Origin of the sequence: Stutzerimonas stutzeri, from assembly GCF_000952685.1 — a bacterium.
Lineage (GTDB): Bacteria > Pseudomonadota > Gammaproteobacteria > Pseudomonadales > Pseudomonadaceae > Stutzerimonas > Stutzerimonas stutzeri_E.
The window spans coordinates 76,781-94,460 of the sequence record NZ_JYHV01000013.1; the positions used below are offsets into that span (position 1 = coordinate 76,781).

Here is a 17,680-nt window from a genome sequence, read left to right on the forward strand (position 1 = left end):
CCGTGTGTAAGCGTGTGCCAGCGGTCCAGAAATGGCGTGAATGGTGTCGCACGACGAACCGTGCGGCACCTATTGCAAGCCTAGCAGCCGCCCATCACCAATAGCGCGCGCTTTCGGCCGTCGATGCTGAACCGTGAACCCGGGAGCGGCTTCTCGGTTATCGCATGGCTAACGCAAGATTGTCTGGATCAGAGGGCGATGCGATCACCGGGTTCCGGAATGTTAGCCTTCCAGTCGAGGCGGTCGTCCAGCGCTTGCTGCAGGGCTCGCATCTTTTCCAGCTCACCGTGTACGAGATAAAGCTCCGGGCGAGCCTGAAAATGGCTCGCCCATTCGATCAGTTGCGATTGCCCTGCATGCGCTGAAAAACCGCCGAGCGTATGCACCTGAGCTTTGACCGCGATCCGCTGATGCATCAGCTTGACGGTCTCGGCACCATCGACGATGGCGCGGCCGAGTGTGCCGCGAGCCTGGAACCCGGGGATAACCACATGGCATTCCTTACGCCAGAGGTTGTGCTTGAAGTGATGGAGAATCCGCCCGCCGGTACACATGCCGCTGCCGGCGATGATGATCGCGCCACTCTTGAAGCGGTTGATGGCCATTGATTCTTCGGGCGTCGGCGTGGCCCGGAATATCGGCAGCCATTTCTCGATACGCTGTATCTGCCCGCCGCCGAGTATCTCGGTGGGCGCGGCATCAATATCGAGCTGCTTATGAAAGAGTGAATAGACAGCGTTCGCGCCGATGGCCATCGGGCTGTCCAGAAACACCGTCTGCTGCGGTACTCGACCCCGCTGATAGAGAAGGCCGAGGTAATAGATGAGATCTTGAGTCCGGCCAACGGCGAAGGACGGCATCAATACGTTGCCGCCGTCGCGGTGGGCCTGCTGAAGAATGTTGGCCAGCTCCTCGATGGTTGTCTCATGGTCACGATGGTCGCGGTCGCCGTAGGTGGATTCCATAAGCACCACATCGGCTTCGCTCAGCGGCGTCGGCGCATGCATCAGTGGTGAGCAGGCATTACCCAGGTCGCCAGAGAATACCAGGCGGCACCTGCGACCAAAGTCCTCCACGTCGACCTGGACGATAGCCGAGCCGAGGATATGCCCCGCGTCGAACAAGGTCACGCTGAGGCCGGGTGCGGCTTCGAAGGTTTCGCCATAGGCATGCGGTTCACGCTGCGCCAGCATGCGTTCGGTATCGACTCGAGTGTAAAGAGGCTTGATCGGAGGTTTACCCAGGCGCGCGCGCCACTTGTTTTCCCACTCGGCGTCTTTCTCCTGGATATTGGCCGAATCGAGCAACATGAGTTCGACCAGCTTGCAGGTCGCGTCAGTGGCGTGAATGGGTCCCTTGAAGCCCGCCGCCACCAGTTTGGGCAGCAAGCCGCTGTGGTCGATATGCGCGTGGGACAGCACCACCGCATCGAGGGTAGCCGGATCGAAGGTGAATCCCGCTCGATTGCTGTCTTCTTCCTCGTGTCGCCCTTGGTGCATCCCGCAGTCGAGCATCACGCGCGCGCCTGCGTGGGTTTCGATCAGATAGCAGGATCCGGTGACCTGCCGAATAGCGCCGAGAAAACTGAGCAAAGCCATGAGAACCCTTCCTCTGTGTACGGTTTTGATCAGCATGCCCGTCAATCCGCTTGGCCATCTTGATGTACATCAGCGATGGCCCCGCAGCCGCTGACTAGACTATCGGCACCGCCACTCAACGGAGCGCTCCATGAATCAGCTACTGCCCAGTCTCGCCGAGCTGGATCGCCACGCCGAAATCCAGTCGGAATTCGCTCGCTGGAGAACCGGCTATGGTGTCATCGAGCATGCCTTGGAAACCCAAGCCGCCGTATTCCGCCTGGCCCATCAGTTGGTCCAGGCGCATCTGCAGCCGGATCTCGCCAGTGTCTATCGCTTGTTGCAGGCAGTCGATCGGCTCGGCTCGGCAGGGTTATGGCTGGTCGTGCACATGACATATGCGCGTCGTGCCCGGCTCGATGGCTCGGCGCTGGATGCCGAGGATTTCAAATCATCCCCGGAGGGGCATACCGGCGGCTCGCTGAATATGGTTCCGGCCTACGCTGGCTACCTCGGGTTGAATGCTCTGACCGGTAGCACCCGTTCCTGGCTGATGGGGCAAGGCCATTGTGTCGCAGCGATCGAAGCGTTGAACCTGCTCACCGATAATATGCAGCCTGAGCAAGCTCGGGCCTACGGTGAGGGCGAGGCTGGCATCAATCGCTTGCTCGAAGATTTCTATGGTTATCACCTGGCGGCGGATGGCAGCCCGTCCGCGCCGCTGGGTAGTCACGTTAACGCGCATACCGGCGGCGGCATTGCCGAAGGGGGGTACCTTGGCTTCGCGGAGCTGCAGTACGCCCATATGCCGCTTCCGGGCGAGACGCTGGTGGCCTTTCTGTCCGATGGCGCGGCCGAGGAGCAGCGCGGCAGTGACTGGATTCCGCGCTGGTGGCGCGCCGAGGATTGCGGTATGGCGTTGCCAATCATGATTGCAAATGGCCGGCGCATCGAACAGCGAACCCAGCTCGGCACACATGAAGGACTGGAAGGGTTTCGTCAGCACCTGAGCCGTTGCGGTTTCGATCCGATTCCCTTCGACGGGCGTGATCCAGCGGCCTTCGTTTGTATGCTTTGGGAGATGGAGCAGCGCCTGGCCCGGCGCGTAGAGGAAAAGGCGCGTGGGTTGCTCAGCTACCCGTTGCCGATTCCTTATGGCATCGCTGAGACGGTCAAGGGGTTCGGCTTCTATGGGGCTGCGAGCAATGCCGCGCACAACCTGCCGCTGCCGGGCAATCCGCGTTTCGACGACTCCTCGCGCGAGCTGTTCAATACCCACGTTGCGCCGCTTTTCGTGCCGCAGGACGAACTCGAGTCCGCTCGTGACCTGCTGCGGCAATCCCGGCAGGGGCGTCCGGCGGAGCGGGATAGTGCTCTGGCCCTGCGACGCCCCGCCGAGCCGGTGATACCACCGCTCAATTACCAGGGGAACGCCTGCTCGCCAATGGCAGCGGTGGATGATTTCTTCGTCGCGCTCACCTGCGCCAACCCGTCGTTGCGTCCCCGTGTAGGTAATCCGGATGAACTTGCGAGCAACCGCCTCGGTGGCGTGCTTCAAGCGCTCAAGCATCGTGTGATCGATCCGGAGAGTGAGCTTGAGGCCGTGGACGGGAAGATCATTACCGCTCTGAATGAGGAGGCGGTGGTTTCCGCATGCCTGGCCAACCAGGGCGGGTTGAACCTAGTTGCAAGTTACGAAGCCTTTTGCGTGAAGATGCTCGGCGCGGTGCGCCAGACGCTGATCTTCGCGCGTCAGCAGAAGGAAGTGGGACGTCCGGCAGGCTGGCTCGGCTGGCCGTTGATTGCCACTTCCCATACCTGGGAGAACGGCAAGAATCAGCAATCGCACCAGGACACCAGTTTCTGCGAGGCGCTGTTGGGGGAAATGAGCGATATGGTCAGGGTGCTGTTCCCCGCGGACCATAACAGTGCTTTGGCGTTGCTGCCGTCGATCTATCGTGCGCGCGGCAACTTGGCCTGTCTGGTCATGCCCAAGCGTGAGCGCCCGGCGGTATTCAATCAGGCGCAGGCCGAGCAGCTGGCAAAGGACGGAGCGATCATCGTCGACGAGCAGGCCGGCGGCGATGCCATTCTGCTAATAGCCAACGGCAGCTATCAGCTGACCGAAATGCAGCGTGCAGCGGCGCGCCTGAAAGAAGCGGACGTTGCTTATCGGCTGATCTATCTGCAGGAGCCCGGACGTTTCAGGGCCCCGCGCGATCGTTGGGAAATTGATGGGCTTGCAGCAGATGGCGTGACCGAGCGACTCTTTCCTGAACGAATGGAGTTGCGGGTGATGCTCACCCACATGCGGCCAGAGGTCGCGCGCGGCCATCTCTGGCCCATACTGCCGGACGCGCGGCGAAACTCCGTGCTGGGCTATCGCAATCGCGGCGGTACGCTGGACACGGAGGGCATGCAGTTCGCCAACCGGGCGTCCTGGGCCAACGTATTGGCCGCTTGTGCGCGATTGCTCGACGTACCGCGAACCGCCCTGCTCAAACCGGACGAGGCTGCCGCGGTGGCCGGTAAGGGCGACCCGCGAGTTTTACGCTAGACGGGGTTGCCGAGGGCGGCGATTGCTGTTGCCCTCGGCAGGTGAGGGCATCAGCAATCGCTGGAGCGGTACCGTTCGGTAGTGATCGGCTTCTTGCTCTGGTATTCGCTGAACTCGAAGCGCAGCACCGCACCCTGGCTCATCAGTTGACGCAGGCCGTCATTGTTGCAGACGCTCGCCGCTAGCTGGGTGCGAACCTGCTTTGGATTGTCGCGCATCTGCGCGGCGTGGCGCGGTTGGACGCTCAGGTGGTTGACCAGTTCGTTGCCGTCGACACTGTAGCCCTCGTCGAGAAGGTCGGAATTGATCGCGCGCGGCGTGCCTACGCTACTTTCGCGGGCAACCTTATCGAGCAGTTGGCCCAGTGCCTGGTCCTGTGCCGAGGCGGCATGGGCGAAGGGCAGGGCGAGGCAAAGCGTGAATAGGGTGGTCAGACGGTGCATGAGAAATCTCCTGGTAACTGCCGTCGTTCGACCGGTGTCTGTCGACACGGTTCAGCGGCGCATGGATTCCGGTCGGGCTGATAAACTGCCGCTCCACTTGAATCGATCGAAAGACTCCCATGCCACATGCAGTAGCCCGTTTACGCGATGCGCGCCTGGCCCGTAGCGCCAAGCCCTTTATCGCGCGGGGGTCGCGTACACCTCGCTGCGCCCGTTGCCGCGTTGCCAGCAGTCATTGTCTCTGCGAATGGCTTCCGCACGTAGCGGCGGACAGCTCAATGTGCCTGATCATGCACGACATCGAGCCGTTGAAGCCGAGCAACACCGGCTGGCTGATCGCCGACATCGTGGCCGATACCCACGCTTTCACCTGGCAGCGGACGGGTGTGGAACCGGCCTTGCTGAAATTGCTGGCTGATCCTCGATATCAGCCGTTGGTGGTGTTTCCTGGCGAATATGCCGAACCCGAGCGGGTGGTTTCCGGCGTCGAGCTGTCGACGGACAAGCGTCCGCTGTTCATCCTGCTCGATGCGACCTGGACCGAAGCGCGCAAGATGTTTCGCAAGAGTCCCTATCTGAATCGTTTACCAGTGCTGAGTCTGCAGGTCGACGTATTGTCGCGCTATCGCCTGCGCCGCTCGACACGCAACGAGCACCTGTGCACCGCTGAGGTTGCTGCGTTGTGCCTGGGGCTAGCAGGTGATGACCAGGCCGCAGGCGCGCTGGACGCTTGGCTCGACGCCTTCACCGATCACTATCTGGCTGCCAAACATCACCGTACACCCGACCTAGGTGATGTTACTCACCGAGCGCTGGCTGCGTTCAGACAGCGCTGATCGGCCAGTGTAGTCAGTGCCTGGCCGTTTGCGGAATTCCGTTATCGGTCGTCGCCGGCATTGCCTTGCGCGGCCAGAGCTGCGCGGCGAGCATGCCAACGAACATCAGTGCGCAGCCGAAGTAACCACGCAAACTGAGGCTTTCATCGAGGAACAGGGCGCCGGCCATGGCTGCGAATACCGCCTCGAGCGAAAGGATGATGGCTGCATGCGAGGCAATCGCGTGCTTCTGTGCCACGACCTGCAGCGTATAACCCACGCCGACCGCGAACAGCCCGCCGTAAATCAGTGCCGGTGCCGCCAGCCAGACACTCTCCAGACTGGAACGCTCGAAGACGGCCGCTAGCGCAAGACTGACGACGGCGCAGGTGACGAACTGCAAAAAAGCCAGGCGGATAGCGTCGTGACGGCTGACGAAGAAACTCACCAGCAACACGTGGACGCCCCAAACGAATGCACCGGCCAGCTGTATCCAATCACCGGAAGCGACTTGAAAGTTTTCGTCGACGCTGAGCAGGGCCATACCCGCCACTGCCAGAGTCGCACCCAACCAGGTACCCAACCCGGTTTTCTGGCCTATGATCAGCCCCAGCAACGGCACGACGATGACATATAGGCCGGTGATGAAACCGGAGTTGGTGACACTGGTGAAGAGCAGGCCGACCTGTTGCAGGTTGATGCCCAACGTGAGTGCTAGCCCCATGCTGAGACCGCCCAGCAGCAAGCTTCGCTGAAAGAACGGCTCATGCCGAGCGGCGCCGCGGCCCTGGTGCAGCAGCAAAGGCAGCAGCACGATCGCACCCAGTGCGAAGCGAAGGCCGGTGAATAGAAACGGGCCGATGTTATCCATCCCGACCCGCTGTGCGACAAAGGCACTTCCCCAGATCATGGCCGTTATGAGCATCAGGAAATCGGCGCGAAGGGCTTGGTTACGCATGTTCGGGCTCTTGTGGGAAAGCCGCGAACTTTGCCTCAATCCGATGCGCTTGGCCACAACTGCACCGCTCTGGGCTCCTGAACGCTTGATTAAATGCGGAACGATGATCGAATTTCGAGTGGTGGCGCGATATCATCACGCGGTCAATCCCGAGCAATATTCCGGGTTCTTGTCGACCTGATACCGATCCGGTCGGCGAAAGCGCCAAATAAAAACTATAGGTCCGCCATGGCTGCTTACGAAATCCTTATCGCCGACGATCACCCTCTGTTTCGCAGTGCCCTTCAGCAAGCGTTAACGCTTGGCTTAGGTGACGGTGTGCGATTGTCAGAAGCGGCGAGCATTGCCGAACTGGAAGCTCAATTGACCCGAACCTCGGATTGGGACCTGGTCTTGCTGGATCTGAACATGCCGGGCGCTTATGGCTTTTCCGGGCTGGTGCTGCTCCGGGGGCAGTATCCGCAATTGCCGGTGGTGATGATTTCTGCCCAGGAAGATGCTGCGGTAGTGGCCCGCTCCCGCGAGTTCGGTGCCAGTGGCTTCATTCCCAAATCCAGCTCGCTGGAAACCATCCAGGAAGCGGTGCAGGTCGTACTCGACGGCGACGTCTGGTGGCCCGCCAACATCCAGGATGTCGCGTATGTCAGTCCCGAAGCCAAGGCGGCCAGCGAGGGGCTCGCCAGTCTCACGCCGCAGCAGTTCCGGGTTCTGACCATGGTCTGCGACGGCTTGCTGAACAAGCAGATCGCCTACGAGCTCGGCGTTTCCGAAGCGACCATCAAAGCCCATGTCACTGCGATCTTTCGCAAGTTGGGCGTCCGCACCCGGACCCAGGCAGCCCTGCTTCTGCAACAGATGGGCTCGATTCCAGGCAGCTGACACAGACGTGCCGATACGGGTTCGGAGACTGTATCGACCAGCCATTTCAGCGGAGCGAAGCCGCCGCTTCGCGATCATCAGGCTATGGTTGGCAGCACGATTTCGTCACTGCGTCGAATCCCTGCGGTCAGCGCCCGGCATTGTTCGACGAATTCGCGCATCGCTGCGGTCTGGTACTTCGATGAATGCCAGATGAAATAGAACTGCCGGGCCAGATCCAACTCGGGTGTCTCCACGGCAACCAGGCTGCCCCGGCGAAACGCGTCACGTAATGCCAAACGGGAAATACAGCCGATACCCAATCCGGACTCAACGGCGCGCTTGATCGCCTCGGTATGCTCCAGTTCGAGCCGGATGTTCAATTTGGCTGGATGATGGCGCATAGCATGGTCGAATGTCAGGCGCGTCCCCGAGCCTTGTTCGCGAAGGATCCAGGCTTCTCGAGAAAGCTCGTCCAGGCTCACTTCGGCGCGTTCGGCCAATGCATGTTGCGGCGCGCAGAACACCACCAGTTCATCCTCGACCCAAGGTAGCACCTCAATATCCGGGTGCTGGCAATCGCCTTCGATCAGACCCAGATCAAGTTCATGCTGCGCGACCTGCTGGACAATATGTGCAGTGTTCTGCACGTGCAGCTTCACTCGGCACTCAGGATGGCGCTGCATGAAACTGCCGATCAGTAGCGTGGCGAGATAATTGCCGATCGTCAGCGTTGCGCCGACATTGAGCGAACCGAAGCCGGTCTTGCCGGCCAGCAAATCTTCGATGGCCTTGGCCTGATCGAGCAGGCTCACGGCTTGCGGGAGCAGTTGTCGGCCCAGGGCATTCAGCCACAGGCGCTTGCCGGCACGATCGAATAACTGGCAGCCGGACTGACGCTCCAGTTCAGCCAGTGAAGTGCTGGTAGCCGACTGGGATAAAGCCAGGCTCTGCGCAGCGCGGGACACGCTCTCCTGGCGGGCGATGGAGACGAACACTTGCAACTGGCGCAGCGTAAAATGCATATCTATATAACCGATAAGCCATATCATTAATATTCGTTTAACGGATATTAACGATGCCGGTAGACTCTCGTAAATATCGAAGCGCCCATCGCGCGCGAGAAGGGGAATCCGTACATGAGCAACCTGAACGTCGAGCGAGTCCTCAGTGTGCATCACTGGAACGACACGTTGTTCAGTTTCAAAACTACCCGTAATCCGGGGCTTCGCTTTGAAAATGGCCAATTCGTGATGATCGGCCTGGAAGTGGAAGGCCGGCCTCTGATGCGTGCCTACAGCATCGCCAGCCCCAATTACGAAGAGCATCTTGAGTTTTTCAGCATCAAGGTCCCGGATGGCCCGCTGACATCACGCCTGCAGCATCTCAAGGAAGGTGACTCGCTGATGATCAGCCGCAAGCCTACCGGTACGCTGGTGCTGGACGATTTGCTGCCCGCCAAGCACCTCTATTTGTTGAGCACCGGGACCGGTCTGGCACCGTTCATGAGCGTAATTCAGGATCCGGAAACCTACGAGCGTTTCGAAAAGGTCGTGCTGATTCATGGTGTGCGCTATGTGAACGAGGTTGCTTACCGGGAATTCATCACCGAGCACCTGCCGCAGAATGAATTCTTCGGCGAGGCTTTGAAAGAAAAGCTGATTTACTACCCGACCGTGACGCGTGAACCCTTCGAAAACCAAGGCCGCCTGACTGACCTGATGCGCAGTGGCAAGCTGTTCAGCGACATTGGCCTGCCTCCGATCAACCCCGAGGATGACCGGGCAATGATCTGCGGAAGCCCGAGCATGCTGGCCGAGACCAGCGAGGTTCTGGACAGCTTCGGTCTCAAGGCTTCACCGCGTATGGGTGACCCGGGCCATTACTTGATCGAGCGTGCATTCGTCGAGAAATAGCCGCTCGGAGTGGAAAAAGAAAGAAGGCCGGCTGGGCGCGATGCGCTGGCCGGCTTTTTTGTTTGTTGCGCGCTTACATATAGGCGGCGCAGCACTTCTTGAATTTCTGGTTGCTACCGCAGGGGCAGGGATCGTTACGACCGGCTTTGAGCGGGACGGTCGGGTCGATGAAATACCATCGACCGTCATGTTGGACGAAGGCCGAGCGCTCATGTTGCGCATGTTCGCCGCTCGGGTCGTGCCAGCGCGCAGTGAAACTGACCAGCGCATGTTCCGGCTGCCCGCCGAGCAGCAGGCTTTCTTCGACCTCAAGCCCCAGCCAGACACTGGCCGCGCTCCACTCCGTCATTGATTGAAGATCCAGCGATTCTTGCTGAACAGGCAGTGTGGTGGCTTTGAGGTAGTCAATGAGCCCCAGCACATAGGCGCTGTAGCGTGATCGCATGAGTTGTTCCGCGCTCGGTGCCGGAAGGCCATCGTGATAGCGTCCGCAGCACTCGCCGAGTCGGTCACCACTACCGCATGGGCAGTTCACGCCACTTTGTGAGTGATCGCTAATCATTGTTTCACCACCAATATTTGCCGAACATCTGCGGATTGGCCCAGAACTTCGCGTTCAGCCAATCCGGAACCTGTTTGTAATCGAGCAGGTCGTAGGTGAAGAGGGTTAGGGTTTGCTCGTCTCGTTCGAAGCGGGCGCTGATTTGCAACGCGAGTGCGAAGAAGTCCGTGGCTTGCCAGTTGCATGCGCTAAGGTCCACTAGGACTGCCATACGGCTGGTATTGAGGTTGCGGATACCACCCAGCAGCTGTAGACCATCGCGCTTCGGCAGGTGCTCAAGGCAATCAGCGACAAGCACCAAATCATATCGGCGACCAGCCAGATGTTCGGATAACGGTGCCGCTGGGGCGCGATCGATTTGGCTGTTTTCATGGCTGCGGCTGAATGCATCGACTGCTGGTATATCGCTACTGCCGACATGCAGCAGCCGTGTCGGAACATGGTGTTCGAGCAGGGCGGCCAATGCCTGTTGTGGCGTTTGTGATGTATTGGATGCAACCAAGCCGGGATCCTCGGTATCAGGTGACATTGATCGTAGAAATGCGATTCGTACGGTCTGTCAAAGCGTAAAGACTAGCGCGGCGGCGCGTGCCGTCCTAGTCTCGTTGTTACTGGAGCCGCTTATGCCGTCCGCATGGCGCTCTGGCCGATCCCAAACTAGGAGGTTTTACCAATGAGTAGCTTACGGACAGCAGTACCCGTGATAGTGATGACCACCGTCCTGGCCGGCTGTGCAGGGGTGCAGAAACAGGATTGGCCCACCTGTGCGGCTGTTGGTGGCGTGAGCGGCGCCGCATTGGGCGCAATAGAAAGCAGTACCTATGCTGGATACGGCGCGTTGATCGGCGGCGGTATGGCAGCAGCTTACTGCTGGGCCAACGGTACCGAACAGGAAACCGTCGCTATGGTCGAGACCGTCGAGCCGACCCCTGTTGCCGAGCCGGAGCCCGAGCCCATGGCAGAGCCTGTTCGCGTCGAGCTAGACGTCAAGTTTGACTTCGATCGTGCGGAGGTCAAACAGGACAGCATGGCCGATATCAAGGATCTGGCAGACTTCATGAAGCAATACGGGCAGACGTCGACTGTGGTTGAAGGACACACCGACTCGGTGGGTACCGATGCATACAACCAGCGTCTATCCGAGCGTCGTGCCAATGCCGTGCGTGATGTGCTGGTCAATCAGTACGGCCTGGAAGCAAGCCGTGTCGACTCGGTCGGCTACGGCGAGTCCCGTCCGGTTGCAGACAACTCGACGGATGAAGGCCGCGCCATCAACCGCCGTGTAGAAGCCGAGGTTGAAGCGCGTCCATGATGGGATGCTGAAACGAAAGCCGGGCTTTTTAGCCCGGCTTTTTTTGCGCTGCCGATCCTCCCTGGTCAGAACAGAGGGCGAGCACTGGCCAGCGCTACGACCAACAGTCCCAGCAACAGATTGATACCCACGAGTCGGCGGATCTTCCCTAGCGCTGCGCCGCCTTCCGGCCAATTCTGCGCGGCGATTGCGCGCTTGAGCTCAGTCAACTGCAGCAGCTGAATGCGCAGGAAAAGCGCCAGCATCACCAAAAATATTCCGGTCATGATGTGTACATAGCGGGGCGCCGCATTCAGACCGTCGAAGCGCATGTGCCACATGCCGATACCGCTGATCGGCAATATCAACACCGTGACCCAGACCCATTTGAAGAAACGGCGAAACACCTCGGCCCAGAGTTTAAGTCGTTCGGGTGCCTGCAGCTCGGAGACGGCGGCGGGGCGTAGCACCATCCAGGCGAAGAACATGCCGCCGACCCAAATCACGGCGGCCAGGACATGGAGTGAATAGGGCAGAGCGAAGGCGGTCATGGGAAATCTCCGGTGGCGATTGAAGAAACGCGCGCTATCATAGCCACCCACTTGAAATACTGAAAATATATACAGCTTCCGCGCCCATGCTCAGCACCGAACTCAAGTCCCAGATCCAGGGCGCCTACTCTCGATTTCTCGACGCCAAAGGTCTCAAACCCCGCTATGGCCAGCGCCTTATGATTGCTGAAGTGGCGAAAGTCCTGGGTGCGATCAAGGCTGACGACGAAGGTCGACGAGATGGGGAGCCTGCAGTGGTCGCGGTCGAGGCCGGGACGGGTACCGGCAAGACGGTTGCCTACAGTCTAGCGGCCATTCCCACGGCGAAGGCCGCCGGCAAGCGTCTGGTGATCGCGACGGCAACCGTCGCGCTACAGGAGCAGATCGTGCACAAGGATCTGCCCGACCTGATGCGCAACAGCGGTCTGAACTTCTCCTTCGCCCTGGCCAAAGGCCGCGGGCGCTATCTGTGCCTGTCCAAGCTCGATGTCTTGCTGCAAGAAGGCCAGGCGCAGAGCGCCACTGCTCAGCTGTTCGAAGAGGAAGGCTTTCGCATCGACGTGGACGAGCGCAGCGAGAAGCTGTTCGGCAGCATGATCGAGAAGCTTGCCGGCAACCGTTGGGACGGCGATCGCGACAGTTGGCCTGAAGAGCTTGCCGACCCGGATTGGGCCCGTCTGACCACTGACCACAGTCAATGCACCGGCCGCCACTGCCCCAATTTCCAGCAATGTGCGTTCTACAAGGCGCGCGAGGGCATGACCAAGGTCGATGTCATCGTCACCAATCACGACATGGTGCTCGCTGACCTGGCGCTGGGCGGTGGGGCGGTACTGCCGGATCCGCGCGACACCCTCTATGTGTTCGATGAAGGCCATCACCTGCCGGACAAGGCCATCGGCCATTTCGCCCACTTCACGCGGCTGCGCTCCACCGCGGATTGGCTGGCGCAGGTCGAAAAGAATCTGACCAAGCTGCTCGCCCAGCATCCGCTACCAGGCGACCTCGGCCGGCTGATCGAGGCGGTGCCTGAAATCGCTCGTGATCTGCGCAGCCAACAGCAATTCATGTTCAGCGCCTGCGAGCAGCTGGCCGATTTCAAGGCCGGGGAAGACATGGAAGGCCGCGAGCGGCCACGACACCGTTTTGTCGGCGGCGTGGTACCCGAGCACCTGATCGAACTGGGCGTCGAGCTGAAAAAGGGCTTTGCCAAGCTCAACGACCTGTTCACGCGACTCACCGAGCTGCTCAAGGAGGCGATGGATGGCGAAGCGGGGGTCGGCATTGCCAGTCACCAGGCAGAGGAGTGGTATCCGTTGTTTGGCAGCCTGCTGACCCGGGCGCAAGGCAACTGGGAGCTGTGGACGGCCTTTACCGCCGACGACCCCCAGGACAGCCCGCCGATGGCGCGCTGGCTCACGTTGGCCGAAGGTGGGGCGCTGTTCGATATCGAAGTCAATGCCAGCCCGATCCTGGCGGCCGAGACGCTGCGGCGCAATCTGTGGAATGTCTGCTACGGCGCACTGGTGACTTCGGCGACGCTCACCGCGCTCAACAGCTTCGATCGATATCGCATGCGTGCCGGTTTGCCGCGCTGCGCGATCACCGCAGTGGTGCCTAGCCCGTTTCATCACGCCGACGCCGGTGTGCTGCGAGTGCCCAATCTCAATGCTGATCCACGCGATGCGGCGGCGCATACGGCAGCGATCACGCGCGATCTGCCTGAGCTGGTCGAAGCCTCGCGTGGCACGCTGGTGCTGTTCTCATCGCGCAAGCAGATGCAGGACGTATTCGACGGGCTGGAGCGCGACTGGCGTCGGCGGGTACTGATTCAAGGCAATCTGTCCAAGCAGGAAACGTTGAACAAGCACAAGGCGCGTGTGGATGACGGCGAAAAGAGCGTGCTGTTCGGGCTCGCCAGCTTCGCCGAAGGCGTGGATCTTCCGGGCGCCTACTGCGAACACGTGGTGATCGCCAAGATCCCCTTCGCGGTACCCGACGATCCGGTGGAAGCAGCGCTGGCCGAATGGATCGAGGCGCGGGGCGGCAATCCCTTCATGGAAATCGCCGTACCCGATGCATCGTTGCGTCTGGTTCAGGCCTGTGGGCGACTGCTACGTACCGAGGAGGATCGCGGCACCATCACGTTGCTCGATCGCCGGGTCGTCACTCAGCGCTACGGCAAGGCCATTCTCAATGCTTTGCCGCCGTTTCGACGTGAGATCGGTTAGCAAGTTACGCGTCGGCCCGCCCGCCGCATGCATCGCTATTCAGACGATTAATGATCCGGCAATCGATGACGGGTTTGTTTTCATGATCCGGTGCGGCTGAAACAATGCATCGATCAATACCTAAGCGAGAGGCGCGAGCGTGCAGATCCAGGGATATTTCGATCTTCGTTTCGAGGCAGTCAAAGAAGCGTTCAGTGACCTGTTCGAGCAAACCCAGCAGCGTGGCGCCGCGGTCTGCGTGAAGGTTGGTGGCGAAACTGTCGTCGATCTCTGGGCAGGCGTAGCCGATAACGCCGGTGAGCAGGCCTGGCAGAGCGATACGCTGGTCAATCTGTTCTCCTGCACCAAGACCTTTACCGCGGTGGCTGCCCTGCAGTTGGTCGGCGAAGGCAAGCTGCAGCTGGACGAGCCGGTGGCGCGGCTTTGGCCTGAGTTCGCCGCCAACGGCAAGCAGGCGATTACGCTACGGCAGCTGCTCAGTCATCAGGCCGGGCTGCCCGCCATTCGTCAGCCGCTTCCCCCGGAAGCGTTGTACGACTGGGACGTGATGACCGCGGCGCTGGCCGCCGAGGCTCCTTGGTGGATGCCGGGCGACGGTCATGGCTACGCCGCGATCACCTATGGATGGCTACTCGGTGAGCTGATCCGTCGCGCCGATGGACGTGAGCCGGGGGAGGCAATCGTCGCGCGTACCGCTCGGCCCTTGGACCTGGACTTCCATCTCGGTCTGGCCGATTCCGAATTCGACCGTGTCGGATACCTGACCCGGCAGAAGAACAACTTCGGCGATGCGGCTGCCCAGCGCGTATTCAAGGCGTTGACCGGGGATCCGCAGTCGCTGACTGCGCGCGCCTTCACCAATCCGCCGTCGATCATGAACAGCGCCAACAAACCTGAGTGGCGTCGGATGGCACAGCCCGCGGCCAATGGTCATGGCAATGCACGCGCGTTGGCGGGCTTCTATGATGGGCTGCTACGCGGCGAGCTGCTCGATTACGACCTATTGACCGAGATGACGCGCGAACACTGCCTCGGCGAGGACCGCACTTTGCTCAGTCGCACACGTTTCGCGTTGGGCTGTTGGCTGGATCAGCCGGAGGTGGAAAACGCGACCTTCGCGATGGGTCCCGCCGCCTTCGGTCATCCGGGGGCGGGTGGTTGCATTGGTTTCGCTGATCCGCAACGTGATCTGGCGTTCGGTTATGTCACCAATACGCTTGGTCCCTATGTTCTGATGGATCCACGCCCGCAAGCGTTGGCGCGGGTCGTAAAAGCCTGCCTGGGTTGAACCGCTCGTCTGTTCGCCATGGAGGGACTTTTCATAACAATGACCTGCGTCCACAATTTGAGACAAATCCTTGCTTAAGCTCGTTGCCTGCTCCGCGCGGCTTGTATTCGCAAATTCACCTTTCACGGAACCTGGCTCATGAACCTGCTGAAAAAAAGCGCCTCCTTTATTCTCTGCATGGTCATTGCCGGCTGTAGCTCCAATAGCGACAAGCCGACCGAAGTAGCCGTTGTGCCAGAACCCGTGATTGATCCTGCCTGGGCGGATAATTATGAGTCCCGATTGCGTGATGCCTTGAAAGACAGTCGTTTCGAGCTTGAGCGTCGCGAAGGCATGCTGGTAGTCACCGCGCCTGTCGACGCATCGTTCAACCCGGACCGCCCTGGCATGTTGCTGCCTGTGACGCTCGGCCCCATCAGTCGAGTGGCGAAATTGGTGGAAGGTGACGAGAAAACCGCTGTGGTCGTGCTGGGACATGCCGACAGTACCGGATCGGCCGATATCAACCGTGACATCAGCCGTCAACGTGCCGGCGCGGTAGCGGCGATCTTCCGCCTCAGCGGTTTGAAGCACGACCGGCTGCGCATTCGCGGGCTGGGCTCCGATCTGCCGCGGGCCTCGAATGAAAATGAAGAAGGTCGTGCGCTGAATCGTCGTGTCGAAATGGTTCTGGCGCCACAGCCGACTCTTCTGACCTTGATTGCCCAGTACAGCGAGGCGCCCAAATCGACTCAAGTGGCCGCTGCAGAGGTAACCAAAGCCAAGTAAGACAGACTGAATCTGCTGCGATGGCTTGTTTTGCGTTGCGTCAAGTTGGGCTCGCGACCAAACGGGTACCCTCAGGCTTCGACTGTTTCAGGAATTGCTGCGATGACCCAGACCTTGGCCGATATGCGCCGCGACTACACTCGTGAAGGCCTCAGTGAGGCGAACGCACCCGATGAGCCCTTCGCGCTCTTTCGCCAGTGGTTCGCAGATGCGGTACAGACGGAGCAGCTTCCGGTCGAACCCAACGCCATGACCCTGGCCACAGTGGATGCCGAAGGGCGTCCGCATTGTCGTGTACTTTTGCTTAAGGCGCTGGACGAGCGCGGCTTCACGTTCTTCAGCAACTATGACAGTGCCAAGGCGGAGCAGATGCAGGCCTGTCCGTTCGCCGCAATGACCTTCTTCTGGCCGAGCCTTGAACGCCAGGTGCGCATCGAAGGACAGGTCGAGAAAGTCAGTGCTGCCGAGTCGGATGCCTATTATCAGGTGCGGCCGCTGGGCAGCCGTCTGGGTGCCTGGGCGTCACCGCAGAGCCAGGTTATTCGTGATCGGGCCGAACTCGAGCGATTGCTCGCCGAAACCGAACAGCGCTTCCTGGACCAGATGCCACATTGTCCGCCTCACTGGGGTGGCTACCGCTTGCTGCCGGAGCGAATGGAGTTCTGGCAGGGCCGTCCCAGTCGTCTCCATGATCGACTCAATTATCGACGCGTCGCCGCCAGCACCTGGCAGCGCGAGAGGCTGGCGCCCTGATTCGTTGAGAGGGAGCGGGACATCGCTGAGGTCATGGTAAGGGACCGTCCTTTATCATGACGTCACTTCGCGCTGTAACGCTCCAGGTCTCGTTCCAGCCAGCTCTGCAAATCTTTCCGTTTCACGCGGGCCGCCTTTGCTGCCGCGAGCCGTTGCAGCGCCCATTCACGTTTCTTCGGATCGTTACCCGCCAGGGATAGCGCCAAATCCCGGTCGGCCCAGCGCCTGAAACGAACGAACAGCCAGGCATGGAAAACCAGTCCGGCCAGGGTGGTAACGGTGATGATGAAATAGTCCATAACAAAATTCCGTGAAACAGCTCAGCGAGCGTCATGCATGCGAGGCGGGATCGCCTCGGGTAAAGTAGGGTCCTAATTGGCACGAATGCTGAGTCAGGTCGAGGCCGCTGCCAAGCGTCTCTTAGCCGCAGGCGCCTGTTCAACGCGGTCGGGGATGAATATCTGTTTCCCAGGAGAGTACATCATGCGCAACTCCTTTTTTGTGGCTTCCTTTACCGCTATGGCCTTGGCCGTAGGCGGCTGCACATCCAACCTCACCGGAGACTCCTATTCTCGTGACGAGGCGCGAACGGTGCAGACCGTCCGATACGGAACCATCGAGTCGCTACGTCCGGTCAAGCTCGAGGGTACGAAGACGCCGATTGGCAGTGGTGCCGGCGCGGTGGTGGGCGGTATCGCCGGTAGTGGCGTTGGTGGCGGGCGTGGTAGTGCGGTCGCAGCCGTAATCGGCGCTGTTGCAGGTGGCATGCTCGGCGCAGCGGCAGAAGAGGGCATCACGCGTGCACAGGGCGTCGAAATCACCGTGCGTGAGGACGACGGCAACATGCGCGCCTATGTTCAAGAGGTCGAGCCGAACCAGGTCTTTCGGGTCGGTCAGCGCGTACGCATCATGACGGTCAATGGCACCAGTCGCATTGCGCCCTGAAATGGCTTGCTTCGGTAGGCCAGCGACAGGTCTGTGATCTGAGGTCTTGCAACTATCTGCAGTTGCTACGGTGAGCAAACGCAGGCGGCTGGTTGCACCGCTGCGTAGTGATATAGGCGTGGCCTGAGTACCGTCTGTTACGGTGGTTGGGCTGCGCCTTTTGTTTT

Annotated in this window: 18 protein-coding genes; 10 read left to right on the forward strand and 8 right to left on the reverse strand. The window is 60.3% G+C overall.

Going from position 1 to position 17,680, the window contains the following annotated elements:
* Positions 1 to 188: 188 nt before the first annotated feature.
* Complete coding sequence (locus UF78_RS06490) at positions 189 to 1,598, reverse strand: MBL fold metallo-hydrolase RNA specificity domain-containing protein (RefSeq protein WP_045161257.1); 1,410 nt, start codon at positions 1,596 to 1,598, stop codon at positions 189 to 191.
* Between the two features lie 130 nt (positions 1,599 to 1,728).
* Here UF78_RS06490 and UF78_RS06495 point away from each other — a divergent pair, with 130 nt between their 5' ends.
* Entirely contained in the window at positions 1,729 to 4,134 is a 2,406-nt protein-coding gene (locus UF78_RS06495) for a xylulose 5-phosphate 3-epimerase (RefSeq protein ID WP_045161258.1), read from the forward strand.
* Between the two features lie 50 nt (positions 4,135 to 4,184).
* Here UF78_RS06495 and UF78_RS06500 read toward each other — a convergent pair whose 3' ends face one another.
* Positions 4,185 to 4,577, reverse strand: coding sequence for a PA3611 family quorum-sensing-regulated virulence factor (locus UF78_RS06500; protein ID WP_045161259.1), 393 nt, complete (start codon positions 4,575 to 4,577; stop codon positions 4,185 to 4,187).
* A 119-nt stretch (positions 4,578 to 4,696) separates the two neighbouring features.
* Here UF78_RS06500 and UF78_RS06505 point away from each other — a divergent pair, with 119 nt between their 5' ends.
* Entirely contained in the window at positions 4,697 to 5,413 is a 717-nt protein-coding gene (locus tag UF78_RS06505) for a tRNA-uridine aminocarboxypropyltransferase (RefSeq protein ID WP_045161260.1), read from the forward strand.
* Positions 5,414 to 5,426: 13 nt separating this feature from the next.
* On the opposite strand, the gene UF78_RS06510 is transcribed toward UF78_RS06505, so the two are convergent.
* A complete protein-coding gene (locus UF78_RS06510) occupies positions 5,427 to 6,350 on the reverse strand; it encodes a DMT family transporter (RefSeq protein WP_045161261.1) in 924 nt (307 codons plus the stop codon).
* A gap of 228 nt (positions 6,351 to 6,578) precedes the next feature.
* On the opposite strand from UF78_RS06510, the gene erdR reads away from it, so the two are divergent.
* Entirely contained in the window at positions 6,579 to 7,229 is a 651-nt protein-coding gene (erdR, locus tag UF78_RS06520; protein ID WP_045161264.1) for a response regulator transcription factor ErdR, read from the forward strand.
* 77 nt (positions 7,230 to 7,306) lie between these two features.
* Here erdR and UF78_RS06525 read toward each other — a convergent pair whose 3' ends face one another.
* Positions 7,307 to 8,233: a LysR family transcriptional regulator gene (locus UF78_RS06525; RefSeq protein WP_045161319.1), complete on the reverse strand. Its 927-nt coding sequence runs from the start codon at positions 8,231 to 8,233 to the stop codon at positions 7,307 to 7,309.
* Positions 8,234 to 8,347: 114 nt separating this feature from the next.
* Between UF78_RS06525 and fpr the strand changes: the two genes are divergently transcribed.
* The gene (fpr, locus tag UF78_RS06530) at positions 8,348 to 9,124 is read left to right on the forward strand and encodes a ferredoxin-NADP reductase (RefSeq protein ID WP_045161265.1); all 777 of its coding nucleotides are present in this window, start codon (positions 8,348 to 8,350) and stop codon (positions 9,122 to 9,124) included.
* A 73-nt stretch (positions 9,125 to 9,197) separates the two neighbouring features.
* Here fpr and UF78_RS06535 read toward each other — a convergent pair whose 3' ends face one another.
* Together UF78_RS06535 and UF78_RS06540 are read right to left on the reverse strand one after the other, a co-directional pair.
* Entirely contained in the window at positions 9,198 to 9,686 is a 489-nt protein-coding gene (locus tag UF78_RS06535) for a YchJ family protein (protein WP_045161266.1), read from the reverse strand.
* Positions 9,687 to 9,690: 4 nt separating this feature from the next.
* Positions 9,691 to 10,215, reverse strand: coding sequence for a response regulator transcription factor (locus UF78_RS06540; RefSeq protein ID WP_045161267.1), 525 nt, complete (start codon positions 10,213 to 10,215; stop codon positions 9,691 to 9,693).
* Positions 10,216 to 10,395: 180 nt separating this feature from the next.
* Between UF78_RS06540 and UF78_RS23180 the strand changes: the two genes are divergently transcribed.
* Positions 10,396 to 10,998, forward strand: a complete 603-nt coding sequence (locus tag UF78_RS23180) for an OmpA family protein (RefSeq protein ID WP_045161268.1) — start codon at positions 10,396 to 10,398, stop codon at positions 10,996 to 10,998.
* Between the two features lie 65 nt (positions 10,999 to 11,063).
* On the opposite strand, the gene UF78_RS06550 is transcribed toward UF78_RS23180, so the two are convergent.
* Complete coding sequence (locus UF78_RS06550) at positions 11,064 to 11,528, reverse strand: CopD family protein (protein ID WP_045161269.1); 465 nt, start codon at positions 11,526 to 11,528, stop codon at positions 11,064 to 11,066.
* Positions 11,529 to 11,614: 86 nt separating this feature from the next.
* On the opposite strand from UF78_RS06550, the gene dinG reads away from it, so the two are divergent.
* The 4 genes from dinG (at position 11,615) to pdxH (ending at position 16,568) form a co-directional block, all read left to right on the forward strand.
* Positions 11,615 to 13,759, forward strand: coding sequence for an ATP-dependent DNA helicase DinG (gene dinG / locus UF78_RS06555; protein WP_045161270.1), 2,145 nt, complete (start codon positions 11,615 to 11,617; stop codon positions 13,757 to 13,759).
* A gap of 139 nt (positions 13,760 to 13,898) precedes the next feature.
* The gene (locus UF78_RS06560; protein ID WP_045161271.1) at positions 13,899 to 15,047 is read left to right on the forward strand and encodes an EstA family serine hydrolase; all 1,149 of its coding nucleotides are present in this window, start codon (positions 13,899 to 13,901) and stop codon (positions 15,045 to 15,047) included.
* A 138-nt stretch (positions 15,048 to 15,185) separates the two neighbouring features.
* Positions 15,186 to 15,815: an OmpA family protein gene (locus UF78_RS06565; protein WP_045161272.1), complete on the forward strand. Its 630-nt coding sequence runs from the start codon at positions 15,186 to 15,188 to the stop codon at positions 15,813 to 15,815.
* Between the two features lie 102 nt (positions 15,816 to 15,917).
* The gene (gene pdxH / locus UF78_RS06570) at positions 15,918 to 16,568 is read left to right on the forward strand and encodes a pyridoxamine 5'-phosphate oxidase (RefSeq protein ID WP_045161273.1); all 651 of its coding nucleotides are present in this window, start codon (positions 15,918 to 15,920) and stop codon (positions 16,566 to 16,568) included.
* A 62-nt stretch (positions 16,569 to 16,630) separates the two neighbouring features.
* Here pdxH and UF78_RS06575 read toward each other — a convergent pair whose 3' ends face one another.
* Complete coding sequence (locus UF78_RS06575) at positions 16,631 to 16,867, reverse strand: hypothetical protein (protein WP_045161274.1); 237 nt, start codon at positions 16,865 to 16,867, stop codon at positions 16,631 to 16,633.
* A gap of 184 nt (positions 16,868 to 17,051) precedes the next feature.
* Between UF78_RS06575 and UF78_RS06580 the strand changes: the two genes are divergently transcribed.
* Positions 17,052 to 17,513, forward strand: a complete 462-nt coding sequence (locus UF78_RS06580; RefSeq protein ID WP_045161276.1) for a glycine zipper domain-containing protein — start codon at positions 17,052 to 17,054, stop codon at positions 17,511 to 17,513.
* Positions 17,514 to 17,680 lie beyond the last annotated feature (167 nt).